Genomic DNA, 23,430 nt, shown 5'->3' with positions numbered 1-23,430 from the left:
GGTGCTGGCTAAGAGGTCGATTTGCGGCGCGGAGCAGTTTTGACGGTTGGTTTTTTGGCCGGTGTTGATTTTTTAGCAGGCGCTGTGATCGTGGTTTTTCGGGACGGACGCGCGGGGCGCTGGGGTTTGGTCTGTTCCGGGACGGGGCGCTCGGCCAGTTCTAAAATCACCTTTGCGTGCGCGACACTGACGGGTTGGATGGATAACATCGATCCGCGTCGCAAAAGTTCTAGCCCCGCCAACCGGGTCTCCGCTTTTAACTCATCTAATGTAAGCGCTCGCGCGAATGGCCGCACTTGTTTGATATCCACCATGTACCAGGTCGGCGATTCGGGTTGGCTGTCAGAATCAAAGTATTGATGCCCCGGCTCCCAAGCGGTGTGGTCGGGATAGCCCGCTCGCACCACTTTTGCCAGGCCCACGATCGCCCGTTCGCGATTATTGGAATGGTAAAAAAACACCTGGTCACCCACCTGAATCTGATCCCGCAAAAAATTGCGGGCTTGATAATTGCGGACGCCGTTCCAGTAAGTTGTCTGGTGGCGTTCTTTTTCCAGGTCGGCCCAGGAATAACTTTCCGGCTCGGACTTGAATAGCCAATAATTCATAAAGTCTTGTGGGATAATAGATTAGAAAAAACTGCCCCCCCTGTAAAAAGAGGCGATCAGCCCAAAATCGTGCTGCGTACCATCACTAATACGATTATTTTACAAAAAATCCGCCTCTCAGACAAAATAACCCGCAAGAATTGGCACGATGCGGTAACATTCCATGCGCGTGAATTCTCCTTTTGCCGTACCTGTTGCCCGTTCTGTGCGGCCACCTCCGGCTCAACCCTTACCCGTGGCAGTCCTGCAAAAATCGCTGCCCAGTGGTAAACCGGCTCCGGTGGTGCCTGTCGATTGGGAGGCTGCGCTTGCGCAGCATGGGCGGTGGCTGCGGACGATTGTGATTGCCCGCTTGGGGGACGCCCAAGGGGTGGATGACGTGTTGCAAGAAATATCCTTGGCGGCGGTACGGCAGGCGGCTCCCTTGCAAGACAGCACTAAAGTGGCCCCGTGGCTGTATCGGCTGGCGGTGACCCAATGCCTGTTGTACCGCCGCACGCATGGGCGTCGCCGCAAACTGACGCAGCGTTATGCGCAGCGCATTCCCGACGATCAAGATAGCCATCCCGACCCTGAACCTTTGCAGTGGTTACTGGCCGTCGAGCGACAAAAGCTGATCCGCCAGGGGCTGGAGCAGCTCAATACCCAGGATCGGGAAATCCTGCTATTGAAATACACCGAAGATTGGAATTACCAGCAGCTTGCAGCGCATTTAGGCATTAGCCATAGCGCGGTCGAAACCCGCCTGCACCGGGCGCGGAGCCGCTTGAGACAGGTGTTGGCCAAGCTGCAGGTGGTGGATACCGGCGATTAATTGTTTCGATTGGCCTTTTTTATTGTCCGTTAGTGAGTTTTATGTCAACGACACCCGACCCCCACGCCACACCTTCTTCACTGGCCAGTGGTGTTGCTGTGTTAAGCCCCCATGAATGGCAAATTTGGTTGGATCGCGCGGTGGACGGCGAACTGTCCTCCGCCGAGGAACAGCAGTTATTACGCCAACTTGATCGCCAGCCCGAGCGCTGGCGGGCCTGCGCGCTGGCCTTTTGGGAAGCGAAAACATGGCACCGCTATCTTGGGGCGGTTTGCCACCAGGAGCCACCCACTCCCCCGACCAATCCGATGGCCGTGGCGGCAAAGTTCACCGCTGGAACGGCTATCCCCGCGACGCAAGAAACCACGCGGCCGGTGTCGCCGCCCGCATCTTTGTCGAGCGCTCCGCGCACCCGCGGGTGGTACGTGGGAGGAACGTTGGCGGCCGCGCTGTTGGTGGCGTTTACCCTGGGGGCTGTGACGCGGGAATACGTTCCTGGTGCCCGTGGCCAGTGGTTTGCCAACCTGGTTTCTCCCGCCGTGATCAGCCCCCCCGCGGTGAGCGGGCAACCAGATGCCAATCCCGTGGATACCAACTCCCCCTTCCCCGCTCCGGAACGGATGCAATTTCAACTGGTCGATCAATCGGGTCGCCTTCCTCCGCAAAATTTTGATATTCCCATCATCAAAGTTGACAGCATCAACCCCCAATCCCTGCGAAACTGGCAACACATTTCCCATATCCCCGCGCTGGAATCCCCCTTGATCGACGAACTGTCCAAGGCCGGCTACCAAGTCGAACAAAAAAACTTTTTTTATCTCAAAGTGCTCCCCGATGGACGGCAAATTTTAGTCCCTTTTCAACATACGCAGGTCATCCCCAAAACCACCTGCGTCTTGTAATCGTAGAAAAAACAAACCTCGCTGCGTCGCGATCAGGTTTTCCGCTTTTTTTCCGCCCCCAGCGGCGGAGAATAAATCAGCAATTCTTGGGCAAGATAACCACCAGGGCGGCAACTCTGATACTGTGACGCGTGATTCCCTTTGTGCTTTTGCACATGACTTTTTTACCGGAGTGTTTATGTTACAAAAATTTCTGCGTTCACCGCTAGCATTACGGGCTGTTTTAGCCGCTAGCGTGTCCCTGGGCATGGCCGGGGCCGCTGTTTCCCAAGTTGCCGTCGAATTGGAACCTTCCAAGAATGTCCAGCCGTTGCCCCCCGGACTTCCCGGTGGCGCGGATGTGCTTTTGGATTTGAATACTAGCGCCGGGGTAACCCCCGATACGCTCAGCAAGTATTGGATTGGCGTCGAGGTCAAAAGTCTGGATGAGGATGTCCGCAAATTGCTGAAGCTGTCGGAAAACCAGGGGGTTTTGGTGTTACGCGTGCTGCCCGATAGCCCCGCCGAAAAGTCCGGTTTCAAGGCCAACGATATTCTCTTGCAAGTGGGCGAAACCAACCTCTCCACACGGGAATCCTTGATCGAGAATATTTCCAAAAGCGAAGGCAAGGAACTTTCCTTTAAGGTGTGGCGCGACCGCGAAGTTACCACGGTCAAAGTGTCCCCCGCGGAACGTCCCGCCGAGTTTGATCCCGCCCAAAAATTTCAGACGCAAGACGACCAGGCCATCATTAAGTGGCGTGAAAAAATGGCGCGGCACGGAATTAATCTTCCCCCCCAAGGCCAGGCAAATGCCTTTGCCTTTGCGTTTCCAGGTCCTGGCTTGGCACCTCCTTCGCTTAATGATGACCCCTACATGCAGCCGTTGGCTCCCAAACTGCCTGCCAACCTTAGCATCACCATCACCCGCGTGGGGGATGAACCGGCCAAGATTACCGTTAAACGGGACGACAAAACCTGGGAATTGACAGACAAAGAGTTGGACAAGCTGCCCGAAGATATCCGCCCACATGTCCAGCACATGCTGGGGAGGCAAAATCCGCAGCTTATGCTATTTGACAAATTTGCCCCGCGTGATTTTTTGATTCAGGCCGTTCCGCCGAACGGAGCGCCGCAAGCCGGTCTGCGGGTGGAGTTGCCTGAGGGTTTGAACCAACTTCACAACGCTCAAATCCAGCGCCAGATGGAGCAAATGCAAGCCCAATTAAAGGCCATGCAAGAGGAAATGGAAAAGTCGCGAGAGGAAATGCTGAAAGAACTGGAAAAGTCCAAGTAGCCTGTCATTTGCGCCGCGGGGCATAATTATCGCCCTGTCGTGAATTCGGCTCGTAAAATCATTATCACGGTGGTAGCCCGTCGCCGCATTGCGGGAATGTCATTTCCCGTACCGTGGCGGCGGGCTATAATTTTTTCTGGGATCTAATTTCCCCACCTGCTCCGCCACGCTCCGCTTGCCAATACTAATTAACCATGCCCCCCGCGGCCCCCACCGTCACCTTGGAGGACATCCTGGCCGCGCGGCAGCGCATTAGCGAGGGGGTTCTTTTGACCCCCTGCCCCGAATCCCTGGCCCTGTCGCGGCTCACGGGGATGCGGATCGCCTGCAAGCTCGACTCGCTGCAACGCACCGGCAGCTTTAAGGAACGAGGCGCGCGCAACGCCTTACTGCTGCTTGATTCCCAGGCGCGCCAACGGGGAGTCATTGCCGCCTCCGCCGGCAACCACGCCCTGGGCCTGGCCTATCACGGCTCGACGCTGGGGATTCCCGTCACCGTTGTCATGCCGCGCTATGCCCCGTTGATCAAGGTCGCCACCTGTCGCACTTTTGGCGCGCGGGTGATCCTGGCGGGGGATACCTTTGTCGCCGCGCGTCACGCCGCCCTGGAACTTGCCCGGACCGAAGACTTGACCTATATCCATGGCTTTGATAACCCGGCGATTATCGCCGGCCAAGGGACCATGGCCCTGGAAATTTTGGAACAAGTCCCCGACCTGGAAGCCGTGATTATCCCCGTGGGCGGAGCGGGGCTATTGGCGGGGATGAGCGTGGCCATCAAAACCCTCCGCCCAGAAGTGCGGGTGATTGCCGTGGAGGATGACCGCATGCCCAGCTTTACCGCGGCGATACGGGCGGGACATCCCGTGGAAGTCCCCGCCCGGCCAACCCTGGCGGACGGCCTGGCCGTGGGCAAGGTGGGGGAGCTATCTTTGGCGCTGGCGCTGCCGCGCTATGATGAATTGCTGCAAGTCAGCGAAGATGAGTTGGCCCTGGCGATTTTACGACTGGTGGAACTGGAAAAATGCGTGGTCGAAGGTTCGGCGGCGGCGACATTGGCCGCGGCGGTCCGGCCCGAGCTAAACTCTTTACATGGCAAGCGGGTGGTCCTGGTCCTGTGCGGCGGCAACATCGACCTGACGCTCTTGGGCCGGGTGTTGGAACGGGGACAGGTCTTGGCGGGACGGCTGTACCGATTTATCGCCATCATGCCCGATCGGCCGGGCGCGCTCGCCCACTTAAGCCAGCTGATCGCCGCCACCGGAGCAAATGTGCGGGATATCGAACATGAACGGGCGTTTGCGGACGGGGACTTGGCCACGGTGCACATCGCCTGCACGGTCGAAACCACGGACACTCAACAAGCCACGAACCTGCGAGAGTCGCTGACGGCGGCGGGGATCATTTGCCAAGAGTAGCCGCACAGAGCGGCAACGGTACATAGCAACAAGAAAAGCAAGCCCTAATTTTGATAGCCGCAAGAAAAGCAAAAAAGGCAAAGAAGTGAATAATACCAATTCCAAGTAATCCTAGCGCGGCTTTTACCCAGTTTAACTTGAGTTTACGGAACTCCGTTGGAGTACAGGAACCTTAGTTGATTCAACTGACCCAGGGTTGTTCGCTGCGCTCCAACCCGTGGGCTTTGTTCCACTGTATTGCCAATAAATTAAGGCGCGTTGCGGTAGGTGGGTACCGCAACGCGGTTGCGTCATACCATAATTTAGCTTCAATAGTTCACGTCATCAAAAATGCTATCTGCGCTATATTTGGATAGAATGCGTATAAGATACTTTTTGCTATTCTTACTTTTTTCGCGGCAAATATAATTTTTTTGTGGCTTTTTTTGCCGTCCATTAACGGTCTTGCGGCGTCAGGAATTTTGTGCCGGGACCGGGCTGGACCGCGTCGCGAATAATGATCCCAGGATTTCTGGCCAGTCGATCCGTCAGAATGCGGGCGTCCTCCACGATGGGCCGCAGCCGTTTGGAAACGTCGTTGATATTGGCCGCCGCTTCGTTAAGTTGTTGATACAGTGCCGGATCGTTGAGCAGCCGCCCCACGGTCCCCTGGTCGGAATTGAGGCGACGGCTAAAGGTCTCTACCTGGCCCACCAGTTCATTCAGCCGGGCGACGCTTTGATCGACATTGGCCACGATTTGCTCTCCCCGGTCTCCCAGCGGTTTGGTTAGACCTTCCAGGTTGCGGACATTTCGTTCCACGCCGGCGGTGGCGGACTGCAATCCTTGAATGGCGTCCTTGGTCGTGCGCAGCAGTTCCGGCACTTCCTGAATGGCCTTGCGCAGATCATTTTTTAATTCGTCCCCCCCTAGGACATCCTTAATACCATCCAGTGTCCGATTAATTCCCTGCAGGGTCTTGTCCGCGTTAATGACTATGCTGTCAAACCGTTCCTTGTTCCTTTCGAATCGTTCATTGATGCTGGCGGCCAGCTTGCCAATCTCGTCACTGGCGTTTCCCAGGGATTTGACCGTTCCTTTGACGCTTTCCTCCAGGTTGGTCAGCGCATTGAGCGGATCGGAAGCCGTTTGGCCGACGATCGTCTCGCCCGGTTGATAAAATTCCCCCGCTTGGTCTTTTTTTGCCGCGACAATCTGGATTTCGGCGTCACCCAATAAAGTGCTTTTGATCCGCACGGTCTCACTGCGGCGAATTTTGATATCCCCGTTCATGGTGACGGTGACGATCACCTCTCCATCATCGGCAAAATCGACCTGGCTGACTCGTCCCACCAGGATGCCGCTTTTGCGCACGGGGGAATTCACACTAACCCCGGGAGCCTCGGCGAATTTGAATTGCAGGGTGTAGCTTCCCTGGGTAAAGGCGGGGACCTTGCCAAACAGCACGATCAAGATCCCGGCGATCAGCACGGTGGCCACCGCCATCACCCCCACGCGAAATTGCATCAAGCGTTCATCCATGGCAATATCTCCGGCTGTCTGTCAGTGTCGTTGAGCGCGACTAGGTGGCAATGTCATCCCGCGAACGGCAACTAAAGGTGTAATATGAATTGTATGTGAAACCGACAAAAGCAAAATACCTTCACCGCGCGACGCCCCGCAGCAAGCTATCGGCGGAGGCCTGTTCCAAATGCATCTCTTGCAAGCGTTCCCCGGCCTCCCCTTTGATAAATTGTGTTACCCGTCGGTCGCGGCAACGGGCCATGTCGCGCGGCGGACCATCATAAATCACTTGTGGTTCCCCCGCCCCCAAACGCGCCAAGGGATACAACATTACCACCCGGTCGGGAACCTTGGCGGCGGTGTGCATATCGTGCGTCACCACGATGCTAGTCAAGGGGTGCTGCTGCCGCGCGCGAATGATCAATTCATTAATCACATCGCTCATGATGGGGTCCAAACCGGTGGTCGGCTCGTCATACAGCATCAAATCGGGATTGAGCGTCAACGCCCGCGCCAGGCCCACGCGCTTGCGCATGCCGCCCGAAAGTTCGGCGGGATATTTGGTCAGGGTCGCCTCGCCAAGTCCGACCACGGCCACCAGTTGCCGGACAATGGCGGCGATCTCGGCGGAGCTTTTTCGCGTATGTTCGCGCAAGGGAAAGGCGATGTTTTCAGCCACGGTCAGGCTGTCAAACAGGGCCGCCCCCTGAAACAAAAAACCGTACCGCACGCGCAACTGGGCCAGTTCCCGCTCGGATAGCCGGCTTAGGTCCCGCTCCGCAAATATCACGCTTCCGGATGTGGGGCGGATCAGTCCAATCAGGCACTTTAGCAGGACGGTCTTGCCGCAACCGCTTTCGCCTAAAATGACCAGCGTCTGTCCGCGGGGCACCCGCAGGTTAATCCCGCGCAAGACCGGCTGTCGGCCAAACTGCACATGCAGGTCCCGCACTTCGACCAGGGGATGATCGGTTTGCTCCTCGGCGGGTTGTGCCGCGACGGTGGACATAAACAGCGCGGGGTAGCCGCGGGGGCTACACAAACCGTATTCCTTCCGGAAAAAAAATCGTATGGACTTTGTCGATCACGATTCCCAGCATCAAATCAATGACCAAGATCGACACAAAAGAGTACACAAAGGCGCTGGTGGCCGCCCGGCCCACGCCCGCGGCACCCGGTTCGCAATTAAAACCCCGATGGCAACTAACCAGCGCGATGGTCGCTCCAAAAAACAGGCTTTTGAACACACCGCTTCCCACGTCAAACAAGCCGACAACTTTTTGGGAATTCACCCAATAATGGTGCGAGTCGATATCCAGCACGACCACCCCAAAAAAATACCCCCCCAGCACGCCCATAAAATCCGCCATGATGGTCAGCGTGGGGATCAGCACCAAACAGCCAAGGAATCTGGGGACGACCAGGTAATAGATGGGATTGGCCCCCATGCTGGAAAGCGCGTCGATTTGCTCGGTGACGCGCATGGTGCCTAACTCCGCCGCCATGGCGCTCCCCACGCGGCCAGCCAACATGGTCGCGGCCAGGACCGGGCCTAGCTCGCGGACGAGCGACAGATTAATTACCGCCCCCAACCGCGTCTCCAGCTTCATCACCCGAAACTGCGAATAACTTTGGACGGCTAGCACCATGCCAATAAACAACCCCGTGAGCGCCACCACCGGCAGGCTTAACACGCCAATCTGATAAAAGTTGGGCAGCAAGGTCTCGCGCCGCGGCAACCGGGTTACCAGCCAACGCAAGGTTTGCAACCCAAACAGGGTCAAGGCCCCCGCCGAAGTCGCAAACTGGATTAATGCCTCCCCCAAGTCCGCCACGCTATGCGCGACCGCCCCCAGCAGGCCGGGAGGGCGCACGGGTCGATCTGGAACGGGGATTTGGGCCAACTCTGGCATATGCTATTTCTATTGCAAACGGAATCCAGTCAACAGCCTGTCAATTCTGGGCTGCCAAAGCGCGGTGGAGCGCATCGGAGTATCGTCGTGCGCGCATAAGTGTCTTGAGAAATTTTAACGGTTATTTTGATTAGGCAATCCAGGAAGACCGTTCATAAGTTGCTATCATGCCCCCCTGGCGGCGGCCCGACGCGCGGGGAGCGTCCGTAGCGGTTTTTTTAGGTGGCGGGCTGGTTGGTAAAATAACCAGGTTCGGCCCCGGTTTTCCATTTGATATTGCAACCCAAGCTGGCCTTTTGTGGGACGGGGGCCAACTTTCCCGCTAGCACCGCCTCAATCGCCTGTTGCAAATCCTCCCCTGTCACGGGGACATTATTTCCCGGACGGCTGCCGTCCAGTTGGCCGCGGTAGGCTAATTTGCGGTCTTTGTCAAATAAAAAGAAATCCGGCGTGCAGGCGGCATGATACGCCCGCGCGACGGATTGATCCTCGTCATATAAATAGGGAAAAGTGTAACCGCGGGCCTCGGCCTCGTGGACCATTTGTTCGGGGGAATCGGCGGGATGGGTGGATACATCGTTAGAGCTTATCCCTACCACCGCTACTCCCGCGGCCTGCCACTGCCGCGCCAGCGCCGCCAGGGGATCGGCAATATGTTTGACATAGGGGCAGTGATTGCACATAAAAATGACTAATAGAGCTGGTGCACCGGCAAAATCGGCCAGTTCCACCATTCGCCCATCCACATTCGGCAGGCGAAAATTGGGGGCCACGGTCTCCAGGGCCAGCATGGTAGAGGCGGTACGAACCATTAGTGGCGATCCTGTGCAAAAGTTTTTGGGCAAGAAATGGGACTTTGAAGCGAAATAGCCTGAGGTGGCCGCTAGGAACCGGGCTACCTTTTGTATAATGTTTTAGATTGTTTCCCGCAACGCGCCACCAGGAGAGTTTTATGTCGTATTTATGGGGTCTGACAATTGCCCAATTTTGGTACAGTTTGCCCTTGGCGGTGATGGTCATCCTGGTTTATTCGGCTACGCGATTTGAGGATTTTCGCGTGATTCTGCCCCATGCGGTCAAGTCGTTTGCTTGGACAGCGGTTATTATTGGCGGATTTTTTGCGTTATTTTATTGGTTAACAGCGGGATTATAAGGGATTCCGGTTTTTGCCCGCAAAATTGAATTAAATTTTACTCCTTTGAAACACAAAAAACACGCGATTTAACAGCGATTTTTCAGTGCGTGCCGATCATGCCGCGCTCTTAGTCCAAATTCTCCCCGGGCAAACTAAAAAACCACTTGCAGACTCTTGGGGATTCCGGTTAACTGGGTGGGATAGTGAATTGGCGGTGGTCATGGATTGAACCGCGCCACACCAGGCAATACTTGCTTTTAAGCCGATTATTGCCAGAATGTGGCTACGGCTAACCGTGCTTGCAGACAACGAAAGTTCACATCCGCAAAATGGTTTACGCCTGTTGTCATGAGGCTCAACCATGAAGTCAACTAAGTGGCAACTGTGTTACCAAAATGGCGACTGTGTTACCCAAGCGGCGATTTTGTTGGCTAAATGGTGAATATGTTACCTCGATGGCAACAGAGGCTCCCCGTACGGGGGGGGCAACCGGTTTGGCAAAGTGAATTTCGACGTAATTGGCGGCGAAGCGGTCCCTTCCAGGGACTTGGAGCAACGCGGGCTGAGAATCCCTCTTCCCAACCCGTTTCCTGCCCCGTTCGTCGCGATCCCGTGATGGCCAAGGTGGAGGCGATTTTGTTTATCGCGCGTGAACCTTTGACCAGCCGCAAGATTGCGCAGTTAACCGACTTGCCAGACGGGACGGCGGCCCGTACAGTGATACGCCGTTTGAATGCGTTTTATGATAGCTCGGGTAGTGCGTTTGTGGTGCGGGAGATCGCGGGAGGATACCAGTTATTTTCACGGCCGCAGTTTGGACCATGGCTGAGAAAATTGCTGCAGACCTCGTTGGAGGTTCGCCTCAGCGGTCCGGCGTTGGAGACGCTGGCCGTGATTGCCTATCGCCAGCCCTTATTACGGTCCGAGGTGGAGGCCATTCGCGGCGTGCAGTGCGGTGACTTGTTGCGTCAGTTATTGGAACGGGATTTTGTGCGAATAATTGGCCGGACCGATGACCTTGGCCGCCCCTTATTATACGGAACAACTAAAAAATTTATGCAGGTTTTCGGTCTGCGGCATCTCGACGAGCTGCCCCGGGCCGAACAGTTGCGTAAATCCAGTGTCCTGGCGGAGGCACCGTCCATTTCCGATGGCCGGTCCCCCACCGGCGCGGATGTGCCACTGGCCGCGGCGTTATCGGATTCCGGCGAACCTGTCCTGTAATTCACATCATCAGAATTGCTTTGCAAATCACATACGTTTACATGAGGAGAAAACCGCTGATGACCACAAGTCCTGGTCCCCTGATGTTCGAGGAATGGCTGGAAGAATCGATCCAAGCTTGGGCCACGGCCCGGGTCGCATCCGTGGCGCTGCCATTTTGCGCCGCCGAGGATGAAGACGAAGACTGGGACGAAGAGGAAGAAGACGATCTGGACGATGACGAGGATGATGAGGACGAAGAATGGGAGGATGACGAAGAGGAAGACGAAGAAGGTGACGATTTAGAAGAGGATGAATGGGAAGAAGTCGACGACGACGAAGAAGACGAGGATGAAGACGAAGACGATGAAGATTGGGACGACGAGGATGAAGACGAGGACTGGGACGAGGAAGAAGACGACGACCTCGATGACGATGACGAGGATGACGACGAGGAATGGGATGAAGAAGATGACGCCGCAGAAGAAGACTAGCTAGCTGCTAGCGGGAATCCTTCCCTTAAAAAATACAATCGTAGCCACCCCGCCGACATGCTTGCATGTCGGTTTTTTTTTGGAAATCACGTGGGCCTATTCGCCAAACATCGATTATTTCCCCCCGACGCGGGCTTTTGGCTAAGGTATGTCCGGCCAAACGTCGATTATCCCGGTGCCATTCCCCTTTGGCAAACTTTAACGATCACGCAATTCAGGACGACGGGTGGTGGATATGGCAGCGACATCCGATCCCGCGACTCACCCGCGAAGCGGGTCAAATCTGGCCGATTCCCCACGGGAAATGCGCTTGGATACCGCGCATCCCCTGGGCCAAAGCCAGTCGAGCCATGTCGCGCATGCCCCCCATATCGACGCTCCTCTGGCGGTCACGACCGACAAGGCCAATTCCCAGGCCGCGGGTCTACTGCGGGCTACGCAGGAGTTTAGCCACGCCTCCCCCACTCCATCCCCCCTGGAAGCGCTTTCCCCGGAGCAACCCGCCACCGAACGCCTGTTGGAAAATTTGCGGATGGCGGAAAACGCGCTGCAATCCGCCTGGCAAGACTGGGACGCCGACCCCGCCCTTGCCGAAAATGTCCGGCAAATTTGGCAAGAGACCACGGGCGAAACGGATTTGCCCACTCCGGTCGAATGGAACGCCTGGCAATCATCGCTCACGCAGCTCCGTCAAGTTGCCCGCATCCTGGCCGAACGTCAATCCGACCTGGACCGCCGCGAGGCCAACATTTTGGCCCAAACCGCCCAGGCGGAGGAATTCGCCCGAGGCACGCAGTTGCTATTGCGCGAACAACACGCGCGCAGCGCCGAGCAACAACTGGCTTATGAAGCGGCCAACCATGAACTGGCCACGCGCTCCGCGCGTCTAGAGGCCGACACCGACCAGCTGGCGCGGCGACAAGCCGAACTGGAAATCCGCGAAGCGCAATTGCGCGACTGGGAACGAAATCTGTCCGAGCGCGCGGGAGAGCTGGAACGCCACGAAACCCACAAACGAGCGCAAAGTACCGCCCTGCATGAACAGACCGCCTGCCTCACCGTGGAGGCGGAGCTGCTGGAACGACGTCTGGCCGCCCTGCGCATGGTCGTGCGGCAATTTCTCGATGGCCAAGTCCCCCAGCCGATTAGCATCGGCAGCCTGCGCGGCGCTTGCGCGGCACGGCCCTCAACGGGCGATCCCGCCCACCCGCTCCGAGCCGCCGAGCAAAAAAACACTCAACCGACCGCCGGTGCGGTCGGCGAATTTGATATTGCAGAATGCGAAGTTGCCCCCGCAGATCGCCTGGAACAAGAATTGGAACATTTTATCCGCGAAGTGCGCGAATTAGCCGGTCGCCGCGAACGCCTCTTGGCCAGCGAACATTGGCTGGACTGCGCCCGCCGCGAATGGGAACTCCGCCACGATAAATTGCTGGCCCAAGAACGCGACTGGGCCAGCCAGATGCGCCTGGCCGAGCGGGATTTTGCCGAACGACAAGCGCGGGAACAAGCCCGCGGAATCGAACAATTGGCGGCGGTCAACGTGGCTCAGCAACAATTGGAGACGCGTCGCGCGGCGGTGGAACAATTACGCGCGGAACTGACGCTGGCGCAGCGGGACTTGCTACAGGATCGCCTGGCGCTCGAGGAAATTGCCACGGAGTTATCGGGCAGGCTACCCGCCGCGCAACTGGCCGAGGGACTATTGCGGGCGCGGGGCCGGCTGGCTGAATTTTACCGGTTGCAGACCGACCAACTGGCCGAGGAACGCCGCAAACTGGAATCCATTCTCACCGCTTTGCCCAGCGAACAACATAAACTGTCCCAGCGGCAACAAACGCTCGAGCAATGGGTGCGCGAGCGGGAACAGGATTTTGCGGGATTGGCGGCCAGGCTTTCGATGCAAGAACAAGAATTGGCGCGGGAACGCCAGCGCCTGCAAGCCCAAGAAGATTCGCTGGCCGACGAACGCCTGGGCTATCAACGGGAAATCCGCCGGCTGCTGAGTGAATTGGGGGAGTGAATTTAAATTAAGAATGCAGAATTAAAAAATAAAAATTGTTGCGGACATTATGTATTCTTGAAAAAAGGCTTTGCGTTTTAGAACCCATCTACACTTGGCTATCGATAAAATTATTCTCATCTTTGTATAAAAATGCGCTATCTGATAAGCTGGGAAAGCATGACAACAAAAAGATCTTTTTTGTAATTCGGTTTCAACCATTGTCCCCATTCTTAATTGATAATTCTTAATTTTTAATTCTCATTCCATGCGCACCGCCGTTTTTAGCACCAAACCGTATGACCAAGAGTCCCTGCTGGCGGCCAACACCCAGGCGGGGCACGAACTGGTCTTTTATTCCCCGCGGCTCACTCCCGAAAGCGTTAAGCTGGCGGCGGGCTTTCCGGCGATCTGCGCTTTTGTCAGCGACCAACTCGACGCGCCCGTGCTGGAGTATCTTGCCGCCGAGGGAACGCGGCTCATTACCCTGCGCTGCGCGGGTTTTAACCAGGTCGACCTGCGCGCGGCGGCCAGGCTGGGACTGACCATTCTCCGCGTGCCCGCCTACAGTCCCTATGCCGTCGCCGAACATGCCGTCGGGATGATGCTCGCCCTCAATCGTAAATTTCACAAAGCGTACAACCGCGTCCGCGAGGGAAATTTTAACCTCGCCGGACTGCTGGGCTTTGACATGCATGGGCGGACCGTCGGCGTGATCGGCACGGGTAAAATAGGGGAGTGCGCGGCCCGCATCTTACTGGGATTTGGCTGCCGGGTGCTGGCCCATGATGTTGTGGAAAATCCCGCCTGTGTGGCGGCGGGGGTGCAATATGCATCTCTTCCGGATGTACTGGCCCAGGCGGATATTATCACGCTACATTGCCCGCTCTTACCCAGTACCTATCATTTGATCAATGAAGCGGCTTTTGCCCAGATGAAACGGGGGGTCATGTTGATCAACACCAGTCGCGGCGCGCTGGTGGATGCCGCGGCGGCTATTTGCGCCCTCAAATCGGGGCACCTGGGCTACCTGGGCCTGGATGTCTATGAAGAAGAAGGGGACCTGTTTTTTGAGGATTTTAGCCAAAAAGTGATCCACGACGACATTTTCACGCGGCTGCTCACTTTTAATAATGTGCTGATCACGGGGCACCAGGCTTTTTTTACCGCGGACGCCCTGAAACAGATCGCCCTGACCACGGTAGCCAATTTGACCGCCTTTGAGCGGGGGGAGTCGCTGGTAAATCAAGTGGCGGCTGATAAGTAACTGCAGCTTGTATTAAAAATTCTGCATTCTGAATTCTGAATTCTGCATTAGGATTACCTCCCCGCGCCCAATTGACGTTTTTTCCCCTTTGGCGACAATAGGGTTTTAACACGTTTTCTTCACTTGCCACGCGCACTATGAATTTTATCGAAATCGAAGACCGCCCCGTCTGGGATGCCATCGAAGCGGAAATCAATCGCCAGCAGGAAGGGCTGGAGATGATCGCCAGCGAGAACTACACTAGTCCCGCCATCATGCAGGCGGTCGGCAGCGTGCTGACCAACAAATACGCCGAGGGGTATCCCGGCCGACGGTATTATGGCGGGTGCGAGTACGTCGACATTGTCGAAAATTTGGCTCGCGACCGGGCCAAGCAACTGTTTGGCGCGGAACATGCCAACGTGCAACCCCACTCCGGCAGCCAGGCCAATATGGCCGTCTACCTCTCCACGCTACAACCCGGCGACACGGTGCTGGGCCTGGACCTGGCCCATGGCGGCCACCTGACGCACGGCATGAAGCTGAACATCAGCGGCATTTTGTATAACTTTGTTAGTTATGGCGTGACCCGCGACACCCACCGAATCGACTTTGACCAGGTGGCGGCGCTCGCGCGGGAACATCGTCCCAAGCTGATCGTCGCCGGGGCAAGCGCGTATCCGCGTGAAATTCCCCATGACAAATTCGCGGAGATTGCTAAATCCGTGGGGGCCAAGCTGTTTGTCGATATGGCGCATTATGCGGGATTGGTGGCGGCGGGCCTGCACCATAATCCCGTGCCGGTGGCGGATTTTGTCAGCACGACCACGCATAAAACGCTGCGCGGCCCGCGCGCGGGGCTGGTCTTGTGCAAAAGCGAATACGCCAAGGACCTGGACCGCAACGTGTTCCCCGGCCTCCAGGGGGGCCCGCTGATGCATGTGGTCGCGGGCAAGGCGATCTGCTTTGGCGAGGCGCTCCGCCCCGATTACAAATTGTACATCCAACAAGTCATTGCCAACGCCCAAACCCTGGCCGCGGAACTGCTGTCGGGCGGGGCGCGGCTAGTTAGCGGCGGCACCGAAAACCATTTGCTCTTGGTCGATGTGACGGTGTTGGGAACCAGCGGCAAAGTGGCCGAACAGGCGCTAGATAAGTGCGGCATCACCTGCAATAAAAACATGATCCCCTATGACGAGCGCAAACCGATGGACCCCAGCGGCATCCGCCTGGGGACTCCCGCGCTCACCACCCGCGGCATGGGCGTGACAGAAATGAAGACCATCGCGGGCTGGATTTTGCAGGCGCTGCGCCAGCCGGAGGATGAAAAAATGCACCGCCGGCTGCATGGCGAAGTCTTTGACCTGTGCCGACAATTCCCCGTCCCGGCTAGTAAACTGGTGGAAGTGGGGTAGTGGATGGTGAGGAGTGGAAAGTGGGGAGTGGGAAGTAATTAGGCTTTACGCGTCGATGCTCACGGGTCCCTGGCAAACCGCCTGACAGCCTAGGATGATATTGGCCGCGACGTCGCTCGGTTCCAGGGCGTCGCGGTTGGCCATCCGCACCTGGCCGCGCAGCAGTTTCACCTTGCACGTGCCGCACACTCCGGAACGGCAATCATAATCCAGCGGCACGCCAATCTGCTCAGCCGCTTCTAGAATCGTTGTCGTCGGACCCACACTGACCGATTTGCCCGAACGGGCAAACTCTATTCGCGCCAGGTTGGCCATCGGGGCAGACAATGCTGCCGGGGCTGTCGTCGCCGCCTGCGCGGCATTGGGCATGGACCCGGCCAGCGCAGCATGCCGCGTCACGCCGCGTGGGGATCCCCCCGCGGTGTTGTTTGTCGCGGGGGCGGTCGCCATGCTTGCCTCTGCGGGTTCGTGGGGGGTTGCGGGTTTGGCCTTGGCCGCTCCAAACGATTCCTGCCGGATCTGCTCGGCCGGGATACCCGCGTCTAACAAGAGTTGCTTGACCGCCTTGTTCATTTCGCCCGGTCCGCAAATGTGCAGCGGAAAATCGCGATAACGGGGAATTTTGCGTTCCAAAAGCTCTAGCGACACCCGTCCCCGTTCGCCAGTCCACAGTTCGCTGGTCGCTTGGGATAAGGTCACGCAGACCCGCAGATTTTCATGGCGTTTTTGCAGATAGGCTAATTCCTCTTCAAAGATCACATCGGACTCGTCGCGCACCGCATAGATCAAATGGATTTCTCCCGGCCAGGCTCGATCGGTCAGATAGCGAATCTTGGACATGAGCGGCGTGATGCCGACCCCCCCCGCGATCAGCACGATTCCCGGGGCTTCCTCGCCGGTGAACACAAATTTTCCCCCCGGGGCGGTGACCGTCAGCTCATCCCCAGGTTGTATGCGTTCATGCAAATACCGTGACACCAGTCCCTGCTCTTCCCGCTTGACGGTTAATTCGCAATAAGCGCCGCGCGTGGGACTGGAGGCGATCGTGTAGGATCGCTTGACCGGACGGCCGTCGATATTGAGCGATAATGTCAAGAACTGTCCCGGCAGATAATCAAATGGCAGTTCACCCCCATTCCCCGCCAGGCGAAACGTCCGCACGTGCGGTGTCTCCTGAAAGATGCGGGTCACGGTCAGTTGGCCCATCCAGTTTTTTCCGCGCGCGGTCGCGGGGGTGTTTTGTTCGTGCCCCTCCCTGCCCAACAAGGCGGCCGCGGTCCCATTTTGTGTCGCCCCGGAGCCGCCGACTGTCGAGACAGCGGATGTGGCTGCCATGGTGACAGGATGATCCCCCCCCTGCCCCGTCCGCTGCGCGGCATGATAAAAACTTCGTAGTTGCCAATAATGCGCCGCCAGCCGATAAATCAGCAGTGCCGCCAATACCGCCGCAAAGACTAGCGGTTGTTCCAGATCGGCTTTGACCAACAAGATGTAATGCGCCACTCCCGCGATGGCCGCCACATACGCCAGCCGGTGCAGCAATTTCCAGCGCTGCGGGCCGAGGCGGCGGATCATCCCATTAGTCGAGGTTACCGCCAATGGCAGCATTGCCAGTAATCCCGCCGCGCCAATCGTCAAATACAGCCGCGAGGCAATCTCGCTGGCGGTGCTGGCCAAACTTAGGTCCCGGTCAAAGACCACAAAAATCGCGAAATGCACGGCGGCGTACAAAAACGCATACACGCCCAGGATGCGCCGTAGCGGGATGGGTGTTTTCCAACCGGTCAGGCGGGCCAATGGCGTAATGGCCAGGGTCAGAATGAGAAATACCAGCGCTAATAGTCCCGTCGAGCGCAGGGCAAAATTGACCGGATTGGCCCCCAGATCGCGCCACCATGCATCCCAAGCCAGCAATAGTGCCGGGACGGCGGCATTGATTAACAGCATTCCCTTAAAAAAGCGGATTTCGGACATTGCCGATTTCTCCAGAAACAAATCACGGAACTTTGTAAAAAAAGTCTCTTGTCAAAGCAATAGATTCGAGTTGACTGATCAGCCGCTGGGCGCTAACCCACGGGTTTTTGCCGCTGTAACCGTGGGCTAAGGACTTACGACCCATCCGAAGACCAAATACTGACGGAGCACTAGAAATAGCGACGCAAATCCACACCCCGGTACAAATCCGCAACTTGATCCGCGTAACCATTAAACGGCAACGTGGGCCTGCGACCCGCCTCGCCCAGGCGTTGTTCGGTGGCTTGGCTCCAGCGGGGATGATCGACGGCGGGGTTGACATTGGCCAAAAAGCCGTATTCTTGCATGGCGGCTTCGTTCCAGGTGGTCTTGGGCTGCATTTCGGTCAGGGTAATCCGCGAGATTGCCTTGATACCCTTAAAGCCATATTTCCAGGGGACGACCAAGCGCAGGGGCGCGCCGTTGGGGGCGGGGAGTTCCTTCCCGTAAATACCCGTGGCAATCAGCGTGAGCGGATGCATGGCCTCATCCAGGCGGAGCCCTTCCATATAGGGCCAGGGAAGGACCATCGTCCGCTGGCCCGGAAAGCGCGCGGGATCGAGCAGCGTCTCAAAGGCGACATACATGGCCGCGCTGGTCGGTTCGACCAGGTTGAGCAACTGTTGCAGGGGAAAGCCGTTCCAGGGGATGACCATCGACCACCCTTCGACACAGCGCATCCGATAGACGCGCTCCACGGGGGGAAACAGCTTATAGAGTTCATCCAGGTCAAAGGTTCGCGGCTTATGCACCAGGCCATCCACCCGCAATGTCCAGGGACGCGCGCGAAAATTCATCGATTTGGAAGAGACCATCTCTTTATTGGTCGTGAATTCGTAATAGTTGTTGTAGTTGGTGATGTGCATGAGGGTGTTGGCCGGCTCGGTGGTGCGAAAACCACTGGCCAAATCCGCGGGCGTGGCCGCACGGGGGGTGTAACCGGGCAATGGCGGTAATTCTAAAGCCATGCCGCCGGGAGAGTTTAGCCAACGGTAACCAAAGCCAGTCGCGGTGGCGGTCGCCGCGATGGCACCCGCCCGCAGTAAATCCCGGCGATTGAAATAGAGCCGTTCCGAAGTGATCTGACTGCCGGGAATGGGTCGAGTGCTGTCCATGGTTGTGATATTGTTATTTGGGAGAGCAAAAGGACGCGGTGGCGTTGCACAATGAGAGCCAGATTTAACGAGGTTGTTCGGCCAAAAGACGCTCCACCAACGTCCGAATTTGCCCATCGCCCCCCGCTTGGTTATGCTCTAATTCTCCTTCCCAGCGGTGGCGGATGTGGCCCTGCCGATCAATGACATAAATCGCCGGCCAATACCGATTCTTAAACGCATCCCATGTCTTAGAATCGGGATCGGTCGCCACGGCGTAATCGATTTTGTGCTTTTTTAATTGTTCCGCGACCGCTTGGGAATCGGCTTCGTGGTCAAATTCCGGGGTATGGACGCCAATGATGACCACGCCCTGCTTGGCAAAGTCTGCTTGCCATTGGTTATACAGGGGGAGGTTGCGCAGGCAGTTGATGCAACCAAAGGTCCAAAAGTGAACCAGCACGACTTTGCCGCGCAAGTTGCGAAGCTCGAGGGGTTCGGAGTTAAACCAAGTACGCAGTCCGGTAAGCTCGGGAGCCATGCTCGATTCCTCCGGCTTGACCGTTGCTGATCCCGGGGAACTGGCTGTCTCTTTCTGCTCGCCCCCTCCAACAGCCAGACTCAATATCCCTCCCCCAGCCAGCAAAATCAGCAGACACCAGATCCCTAACCGCCACTTGGGCGTGGGCCAGGCATGCGTGGAATTCATCATGACGAATTTTCCTGATGAAAAAACTCTGGGAAACGGCATATATAAATGCCCCACGCGGCCACTTACAGCCACCGCGTGGGACGCCTTGATGACACAACGGACATCAACCATACGACCCCAAGTTGCCGCCAAACTATATCTTCCCCTCGCCCATCTTCCCGTCTTCCATTTTCCCGTCCATCATCTTGCCATCTTCCATCTTGCCATCGCCCATTTTTCCATCCATCATCTTGCCATCCTGCATCTTGCCGTCCATCATTTTGCCGTCACCCATTTTTTCCTTGGGGGTGCCGCCGCCGCAGCCCGTCAGGGGAAGTGTCAATCCCGCCAAAACGCCGACCACGGCGACCACTTTCAAATACGCTTGCATGTGCCAAAAACCCTTAATGAATGATTGCGGCTCGGCGGTTTGCCTTTACATAAAAGCCACCCTCCATTGAGCCAACGGGACACGTGTCCCTTTTCCGTCCGTTTTGATGCCAACCGCCGGGGCGGGTTACAAAAAAATGGGCGGGAACGCCGAAAGGCGGCTCTTTCACGCCAAATTTCCCAATTTTTCCCTGGGGCTTAGGAGAAAGTCCCTGATATCGGCAAATTATCAGCGACGGTGTAACCCCAGGCTATCGACCGGCATCCAATCTTCAGGCAAGCGTGGGAAGAGGTTATTTGCGCGCTAGACAGTTCAGGCGGTGTGGTTTATGGTGGTGGTATGTCTACCCCACCGACACGTGAAACCCCCAACTCAGCTGAACGAACACTTTTGGATCGCCTGCGCCGGCAAGAGGCCACGGCTTATGGAGAATTGGTGCGCGACTACGGACCAAAGCTGCTAGCGGTTATTGGGCGTTATATCCATTGCGAATCGACCGCCCAGGATGTGTTGCAAGAAGCATTTATATCGGCATTTCGGGGGTTGGCGAATTTTCAAGCAGAATCAACATTGGGAACGTGGTTGCACCGGATCGCGGTCAACGCCGCGCTCATGAAACTGCGCGGCCAAAAACGACATCCCGAGACGGCGATTGGAGATTTATTGCCGCAATACTTGCCCGATGGGCACCGGCTGCATCCCGGTCCCGCGTGGAATGCGTCGAGCCTGGATGGATTGGTGACGGTTGAAATGCGGCAGTTGGTACGGCGGGCGGTCGATCAATTGCCCGAGAGTTATCGCACGGTGATCCTGTTGCGGGACCTGGAAGAGCGGAGCACGGCGGAGACTGCCGACCTCCTGATGATTAGCGAGGGGGTCGTTAAAACCCGATTGCACCGTGCGCGACAAGCTTTGCGGGAAATTTTGGACCGGCACTTTCAGGGGGAAGCGGTATGACACAGGCGGAATTGCGGGAACTTGGAACTCAGCGTAGCTGCCAACAGGTGCTGGATTTTCTCTTGGCCTATTTGGATGGGGAATTGCCCGCGTCCGAACAGGCGATTTTTGACGCGCATCTGGCCATTTGCGCCGCATGCCGGAATTATCTGGACAGTTATCAGGCCACGCTACGATTAGTCAAATCCAGCCACGACGATCAATCAGCCGCCTCGCTGCCGCAATTGCCGGAAGAACTGGTCCAAGCGATCCTGGCCGCGCGGGAAAATACCTGAAAGAAATCCGCCCAGCTTGGGCGTTTATCGTTTTGCAATTAAAAAAATGATTAACTTAATTGACGTGCTTCACATTCACTTGTTCTATTGAAAATCAACACCGTGTAGTATCTTCACAGAGTTTATTTCATCTTATACCAATCGCAAGTAAACATAGCGCGGTTTTTACCCAGTTTACCCAGAATTTACGGAACTCCGTTGGAGTACGGGACCCTTATTTTTTCCTCTCACCCAGGGTAGTCGCTGCGCTCCAACCGCTGGGCTATGATCCAGAACCGCGTTGCGGTATCTGGGTACCGCAACGCGGTTGCGAAACTCAGCCCTGGGTTGCCGCGCAGCGGCTACCCAGGGAATACCGAAAGCCAAAAATCCTACCGCAACGCGGTTATGTCATATCGCGATTAACCATTAATTCTTCGCTCATTTTACAAATTGCTAGCCGCGTTAGATTAAGCTAGAAAGCGCATTTCTCTGTGTACTTCTTTGTTATTTCTTAACTTTTAACTGTTCATTCACACGCGTTCCCCACCTCAGCACCCCCCGCAGCTTGGGCGATTTGTTTACATCCTCGTCCAGGTGTTCCACGACGCCCCAGCTTCCCCATTTGCTCCATTGCCCCACGCTGGAAAAATAGCACAGCAAATCCCCGCCGTTAGCCTCCCAACCCGCAAAGTACGCTGTATAAATCCGTTCCAAATGCGGATGCCGGTTGGCCGCTAATAATAATTTGGTCAAGGCCTCGTTATTTTCGCCCCCGGCCACGCCCACAAAATGCTGACCTGCCTCATAGGCGACAAGTTTCAATCCGCGTTCCGTGGCGATTTTTTGATGCTGCCGCATCCAGTCGATGCATTCCGGCAAGGCCTGTTGTTCCACATGATCAAGCAATTGTTCTACCGACCATTGGGCGACTTCCGCGGCGGTAAGGTTTTCGCCCTCGTTGGGTAAATTTAGCGAAATATACGGCGCAATCGCCAGGACATCGGCCTCGACTACTTGGCGATTGGCATCGCGCCAATTAACAATCTGTTCGGCGACATAACTGTTCCCCGCCTGACTGGCCAGCACCCGCACCAACCGGGTCCGGCCCCCAAAAACTTCTTCCCAAATGTCAAAAATTTGTCCCGAACGATACGCGGTAAAGTACCAGGCCGCTTCCCAGGGTTTTTCGGCCAGTTTTAGCCGCTGCCCCTGTTCGCCCGCATAGCGGTGTTGCTCGAACTGGCCATTCCAGACTTCGTTGGAGTATTCGATGTACGCGCGCAGCTGGGGGTCAAGCCGCTCTCGCACCACTTTGGCAAATTCCCGCACATACTCATCATCGGCCTGATGCGGCAGGCAAAACCACGCGTCGGCTTGCTGGCGATTGGCCAAGTCGCACAACAACTCCACGGGCACGCCCCGGCGGGTGAACGTGGCGTCGGAAACCCGGGGGCGATCGGCCCAGTGCTTTTGGGGAGAGTTATTTGTCAATTGCAGATCCATGAACCGCAGGCAGGCCATGCCTCGCCAGAGGTTCAAAAATTTGGGATTCCAGGGGTTCTTGGCCGCTTGGGCGGCGGTCACGCTGGGCATGAGAACTTGGATATTACGAACCGGCTTGGCGGGATTGGTGGCCAGCAAGCGTAGAAAAAATCCCCCACCAGCGGCGTCGATATTGACCACCAAACGATTACGCTCGGTAACGGTGACTTTCCCTTTGGATAATTCGAGTTTTCCCTCGCCTTCCCAAAGGACAGTCCAGGGTCCGCTGGGGTAATGGCCGCCATCGATCGTGCAGAGCGCAGTCTCGGCAAAGCAATCAGGCTCTAGCTGTTTGACCCAGCCCTGTTCATCCAGGGCCAGCGCGGGCCCTTTGCCCCATTCCGCCCCCTTCCGCTGGCTGATCCATTCCCGCGACAGGCGAAACACATCGACAAACGGCAGTTCGGTGCTCCAATCCGCCGGACCGGCCAGATTCATGCCTAGTGCGGGGCGGGGCTGGGGCGTCACATCCGCCCCCTGCACCGCTTTTGGCAGGCAAATACCAAACACGTAGAAAGGCAACAGCCAAACCAACTTTTGTAAATTAGACATAGAA

Annotated in this window: 22 protein-coding genes; 12 read left to right on the top strand and 10 right to left on the bottom strand. The window is 56.6% G+C overall.

The window, feature by feature from the left end:
• Window positions 1-8 precede the first annotated feature (8 nt).
• On the bottom strand, window positions 9-608 hold the full coding sequence (locus SFX18_07390; GenBank protein ID MDX1962959.1) for an EVE domain-containing protein: 600 nt from the start codon (window positions 606-608) through the stop codon (window positions 9-11).
• Window positions 609-843: 235 nt separating this feature from the next.
• Between SFX18_07390 and SFX18_07385 the strand changes: the two genes are divergently transcribed.
• The 4 genes from SFX18_07385 (at window position 844) to ilvA (ending at window position 5,018) form a co-directional block, all read left to right on the top strand.
• A complete protein-coding gene (locus SFX18_07385; protein MDX1962958.1) occupies window positions 844-1,422 on the top strand; it encodes an RNA polymerase sigma factor in 579 nt (192 codons plus the stop codon).
• Between the two features lie 41 nt (window positions 1,423-1,463).
• Window positions 1,464-2,324, top strand: coding sequence for a hypothetical protein (locus tag SFX18_07380; protein MDX1962957.1), 861 nt, complete (start codon window positions 1,464-1,466; stop codon window positions 2,322-2,324).
• Window positions 2,325-2,502: 178 nt separating this feature from the next.
• Window positions 2,503-3,600 (top strand): PDZ domain-containing protein, encoded by a 1,098-nt coding sequence (locus tag SFX18_07375; GenBank protein ID MDX1962956.1) that lies wholly within the window; start codon window positions 2,503-2,505, stop codon window positions 3,598-3,600.
• A gap of 194 nt (window positions 3,601-3,794) precedes the next feature.
• Window positions 3,795-5,018, top strand: coding sequence for a threonine ammonia-lyase (gene ilvA / locus SFX18_07370; protein MDX1962955.1), 1,224 nt, complete (start codon window positions 3,795-3,797; stop codon window positions 5,016-5,018).
• 435 nt (window positions 5,019-5,453) lie between these two features.
• Here the strand turns inward: ilvA and SFX18_07365 are convergent, their stop codons facing one another.
• From SFX18_07365 to SFX18_07350, 4 genes are all read right to left on the bottom strand, one after another.
• Window positions 5,454-6,539 carry an MlaD family protein gene (locus SFX18_07365; protein ID MDX1962954.1) on the bottom strand — a complete coding sequence of 362 codons (1,086 nt, stop codon included), beginning with the start codon at window positions 6,537-6,539 and terminating at the stop codon, window positions 5,454-5,456.
• A 121-nt stretch (window positions 6,540-6,660) separates the two neighbouring features.
• Entirely contained in the window at window positions 6,661-7,563 is a 903-nt protein-coding gene (locus tag SFX18_07360) for an ABC transporter ATP-binding protein (GenBank protein MDX1962953.1), read from the bottom strand.
• On the bottom strand, window positions 7,556-8,434 hold the full coding sequence (locus tag SFX18_07355) for an ABC transporter permease (GenBank protein ID MDX1962952.1): 879 nt from the start codon (window positions 8,432-8,434) through the stop codon (window positions 7,556-7,558). Before SFX18_07355 ends, SFX18_07360 begins: the two co-directional genes overlap by 8 nt.
• 218 nt (window positions 8,435-8,652) lie before the next feature.
• On the bottom strand, window positions 8,653-9,246 hold the full coding sequence (locus SFX18_07350; GenBank protein MDX1962951.1) for a thioredoxin family protein: 594 nt from the start codon (window positions 9,244-9,246) through the stop codon (window positions 8,653-8,655).
• A 140-nt stretch (window positions 9,247-9,386) separates the two neighbouring features.
• Here SFX18_07350 and SFX18_07345 point away from each other — a divergent pair, with 140 nt between their 5' ends.
• From SFX18_07345 to glyA, 6 genes are all read left to right on the top strand, one after another.
• Window positions 9,387-9,587 (top strand): hypothetical protein, encoded by a 201-nt coding sequence (locus SFX18_07345; protein MDX1962950.1) that lies wholly within the window; start codon window positions 9,387-9,389, stop codon window positions 9,585-9,587.
• A 597-nt stretch (window positions 9,588-10,184) separates the two neighbouring features.
• On the top strand, window positions 10,185-10,793 hold the full coding sequence (gene scpB, locus SFX18_07340) for an SMC-Scp complex subunit ScpB (protein ID MDX1962949.1): 609 nt from the start codon (window positions 10,185-10,187) through the stop codon (window positions 10,791-10,793).
• Between the two features lie 59 nt (window positions 10,794-10,852).
• Window positions 10,853-11,266: a hypothetical protein gene (locus SFX18_07335; GenBank protein MDX1962948.1), complete on the top strand. Its 414-nt coding sequence runs from the start codon at window positions 10,853-10,855 to the stop codon at window positions 11,264-11,266.
• Window positions 11,267-11,501: 235 nt separating this feature from the next.
• Entirely contained in the window at window positions 11,502-13,289 is a 1,788-nt protein-coding gene (locus tag SFX18_07330) for a hypothetical protein (GenBank protein MDX1962947.1), read from the top strand.
• A 247-nt stretch (window positions 13,290-13,536) separates the two neighbouring features.
• The gene (locus tag SFX18_07325; protein MDX1962946.1) at window positions 13,537-14,535 is read left to right on the top strand and encodes a 2-hydroxyacid dehydrogenase; all 999 of its coding nucleotides are present in this window, start codon (window positions 13,537-13,539) and stop codon (window positions 14,533-14,535) included.
• A 137-nt stretch (window positions 14,536-14,672) separates the two neighbouring features.
• Window positions 14,673-15,929: a serine hydroxymethyltransferase gene (glyA, locus tag SFX18_07320; protein MDX1962945.1), complete on the top strand. Its 1,257-nt coding sequence runs from the start codon at window positions 14,673-14,675 to the stop codon at window positions 15,927-15,929.
• A gap of 45 nt (window positions 15,930-15,974) precedes the next feature.
• On the opposite strand, the gene SFX18_07315 is transcribed toward glyA, so the two are convergent.
• From SFX18_07315 to SFX18_07300, 4 genes are all read right to left on the bottom strand, one after another.
• Window positions 15,975-17,903: an FAD-binding oxidoreductase gene (locus tag SFX18_07315; GenBank protein ID MDX1962944.1), complete on the bottom strand. Its 1,929-nt coding sequence runs from the start codon at window positions 17,901-17,903 to the stop codon at window positions 15,975-15,977.
• A gap of 170 nt (window positions 17,904-18,073) precedes the next feature.
• A complete protein-coding gene (gene msrP / locus SFX18_07310) occupies window positions 18,074-19,057 on the bottom strand; it encodes a protein-methionine-sulfoxide reductase catalytic subunit MsrP (protein ID MDX1962943.1) in 984 nt (327 codons plus the stop codon).
• A 64-nt stretch (window positions 19,058-19,121) separates the two neighbouring features.
• Window positions 19,122-19,748 carry a redoxin domain-containing protein gene (locus tag SFX18_07305; GenBank protein ID MDX1962942.1) on the bottom strand — a complete coding sequence of 209 codons (627 nt, stop codon included), beginning with the start codon at window positions 19,746-19,748 and terminating at the stop codon, window positions 19,122-19,124.
• A 133-nt stretch (window positions 19,749-19,881) separates the two neighbouring features.
• The gene (locus SFX18_07300; GenBank protein ID MDX1962941.1) at window positions 19,882-20,118 is read right to left on the bottom strand and encodes a hypothetical protein; all 237 of its coding nucleotides are present in this window, start codon (window positions 20,116-20,118) and stop codon (window positions 19,882-19,884) included.
• A 390-nt stretch (window positions 20,119-20,508) separates the two neighbouring features.
• Between SFX18_07300 and SFX18_07295 the strand changes: the two genes are divergently transcribed.
• Window positions 20,509-21,075 (top strand): sigma-70 family RNA polymerase sigma factor, encoded by a 567-nt coding sequence (locus tag SFX18_07295; protein MDX1962940.1) that lies wholly within the window; start codon window positions 20,509-20,511, stop codon window positions 21,073-21,075.
• Entirely contained in the window at window positions 21,072-21,350 is a 279-nt protein-coding gene (locus SFX18_07290; protein MDX1962939.1) for a zf-HC2 domain-containing protein, read from the top strand. Before SFX18_07295 ends, SFX18_07290 begins: the two co-directional genes overlap by 4 nt.
• A 486-nt stretch (window positions 21,351-21,836) precedes the next feature.
• On the opposite strand, the gene SFX18_07285 is transcribed toward SFX18_07290, so the two are convergent.
• Window positions 21,837-23,426 carry a hypothetical protein gene (locus SFX18_07285; GenBank protein MDX1962938.1) on the bottom strand — a complete coding sequence of 530 codons (1,590 nt, stop codon included), beginning with the start codon at window positions 23,424-23,426 and terminating at the stop codon, window positions 21,837-21,839.
• Between the last annotated feature and the right edge of the window lie 4 nt (window positions 23,427-23,430).

The sequence above is a fragment of the Pirellulales bacterium genome, assembly GCA_033762255.1.
In the GTDB taxonomy this organism is placed as follows: Bacteria; Planctomycetota; Planctomycetia; order Pirellulales; family JALHPA01; genus JANRLT01.
The sequence above is the reverse complement of the archived record's forward strand: the minus strand, read 5'-3'. Positions and strand labels throughout refer to the sequence as shown.